Consider the following 2560-nt stretch of genomic DNA (forward strand, 5'->3'; position numbering starts at 1 on the left):
AATCTCTATAAACAGATTGATCAATATGATAAGCATCTACCAAATCACCATCATTCTCTAAGATTTTTTCAACTTCATCATGCATATACGATAAATAATTTTTGGTGAATTTAGTAACTGTTGCCAAATCAGTCGGCTCACCATGTCCAGGGATAACAACCCCAGGTCTTAATGCTTCAATCTTGTCCCAAGTCTTAATCCACGCCGCAATATCAGTGTGTGGGAATACGGGCAACATCCTCTCGTTAAACGCTGTATCACCACTAATCAGTAATTTCTCTTTAGCTAGCCATAATTGAATGTCATCTGGCGAATGTGACGCGCCAATATGCATTAATTCAATCTTGGTATCGCCCATTGTCAAATCAAACTTCTTGTCAAACACCACATCTGGACGAATAACAACGGTGCTAATGAGTTTGTCTTTTTGTCGACTTAAAGCACGCAAGTAAATGGCTTCGCCTTTTTTCGCAATCTCTTTATCTGCTTCTTTATGTGCAATAATAGTAGCGCCTTGCTGTTTCCAATAATTAGCACCCAAAATCGCATGACCCTGAGAATTTTCAAGCACGACATACTTTACACGCTGTTTAGTGATTTTCTTAATCTCATCGTGCATTGCCTTAGCTACAAGATAGCTACCACCCGCATTAAATACCAATACGCCATCAGTTGTGACAATAAATGATAAATTGTTATTATGATTTGAATTTTCATAAGTGCCTGGCTGTGTTGCACCAACTGCTGTATAAACATTCTCAATCACTTTAACAGGCTTTCTGTATAAAATATTATTAGGTTCATAATCACTAACTTTAACTGGATTAAGTTCTTGCTTCCAAGTCAAAAAACCATCCTTATAATTCTTCACATTCGTATAACCCAACGCCATTAAGGTTCTAGCAGTCAATGGCGAACGAATGTTACGACCACAGTACACGACAATAGGTATATCTTTAGTTTTTGCATAATTAGTAATTTGCATCTCTATCCAGCCACGAATAATATTGACATTCTGAGCGCGTTTAATCGTACCCGTATGCTTGATCTCAAACGGTGCGCGCACATCAATCAACAACACGCTTGGATCATTGTCTAGAATTTTTATCAACTCTTCCGTATTGATATTGACCAGTGGTTGTTTGGTAGATTTTGGCCTCTCAATAGTTTTAATATTGGGACTTTCAACAACAGGCGCAGACTTTTTACTAGAATCTGAAAACCAATCACTGAAAGAAGCGTTAGCATTTGCAAAAATAAAAATCGTGGTAATTATTATAAAATAGCGCATAGACGCTCCATTAATAAGTTAATTGAAAATTATGACACAAATAAGACAACATTGTTAGCAAAAAACTTAATTTTTACACCCCACTGTTGCGCTAAATAACGTATCGTTTGCTTAGAGAAAAAACAAATATGTGTTGGGTCGTTTTTGTAATACCAAGTGGGGAAGTCTGTTTCTTTCGTTATCATCTGCGTCATGATTGCCAAAACACCGCCTTTTTTCAATAGTGTAAAAAAACGATTAAACTCAAATCTGGGCTCACTCAAATGCTCTACCACTTCAGTAGCGGTAATAAAATCATACTGATTGCTAAAAACTTCTGGATTATTGGCATAAAATTTATCAAATAAATCCACTTGATGCCCTTGTTTTTCAAACATTAACGACAAAGTTGGCCCTGGTCCACAGCCAAAATCCAAACCTTTTGCACCTTTTTTAATGTGTGCTATCACTGGATCAAATACTTGAGATAAAAATGCTTGATAAGCACTGTCATTAGGATTATTCTGGTGCTTGTCATAGCGAAATTTTTCTTCTGTATCGCTCAAATGATACTCCTTTGTCACAAACACCAACTCGCACCGAGAACAACTTAAATAATTGGCATTTTTACCTTGATAATAAGGTGTTATATTTTGAGATTGGCACAATGGACAATGCATAAAATAAGAAAACAATAAATTTTATTAAATTAGAAGTCTTCTAAACTCATAAAGTTGGTGTTTTTAATGTGAACAAGAATCACCATGAGTGTGAATATGCCCATGCTCTAATTCTTCTTTGGTTGCATCTCTTATACCTTCAATACTAACGCTAAAACTCAGCGTCTGCCCTGCTAAAGGATGGTTGGCATCAATGATTACACTGTCTTTGTTGATTTCTGTTACACGAACAACAAGTGGATTACCTTGCTCATCTTGAGATTGTAAGTCCATACCTACAACAAGATTGTCAATGCCTTGCAAAGCTTCCTTTGGAATTTCTTGAATGGCTTCAAAATGATGCTCGCCATAAGCCTCTGCTGGCTCAACGCTAACATCACAAGACTCGCCAACCTTCATTCCTTCTATCGCTTTTTCTAAACCAAGAATGATATTACCATGACCCTGCAAAAATGGCATTGGCGCTTGGCCTTTTGATGAATCAAGTACATCACCTGTATCGTTTTTTAGGGTGTAGTGCATTTCAACGACTTTGTCTTTTTTTACTGTCATTTTTATATTCTCCTTTGCGTAAAAAAGGGCTTCCTTTTTTGGAAACCCTTATAGTGTA

General features: G+C 36.6%; 3 protein-coding genes. All 3 read right to left on the reverse strand.

What is annotated here, in order from left to right; translation table 11 throughout:
* The coding region (locus tag BAZSYMA_RS07510; RefSeq protein WP_090717382.1) for an MBL fold metallo-hydrolase at positions 1–1291 on the reverse strand (1291 nt) is incomplete at its 3' end.
* 29 nt (positions 1292–1320) lie between these two features.
* Complete coding sequence (locus BAZSYMA_RS07515) at positions 1321–1836, reverse strand: class I SAM-dependent methyltransferase (protein ID WP_241502589.1); 516 nt, start codon at positions 1834–1836, stop codon at positions 1321–1323.
* Positions 1837–2013: 177 nt separating this feature from the next.
* Complete coding sequence (locus BAZSYMA_RS07520; protein ID WP_090717392.1) at positions 2014–2502, reverse strand: FKBP-type peptidyl-prolyl cis-trans isomerase; 489 nt, start codon at positions 2500–2502, stop codon at positions 2014–2016.
* Positions 2503–2560 lie beyond the last annotated feature (58 nt).

This window comes from Bathymodiolus azoricus thioautotrophic gill symbiont (genome assembly GCF_001298715.1).
GTDB lineage: Bacteria > Pseudomonadota > Gammaproteobacteria > PS1 > Pseudothioglobaceae > Thiodubiliella.

What these genes read in the sequence shown, in the direction of transcription:
- BAZSYMA_RS07520 (WP_090717392.1), bottom strand. Translation starts at nt 2,502, where the DNA reads ATGACAGTAAAAAAAGACAAAGTCGTTGAAATGCACTACACCCTAAAA.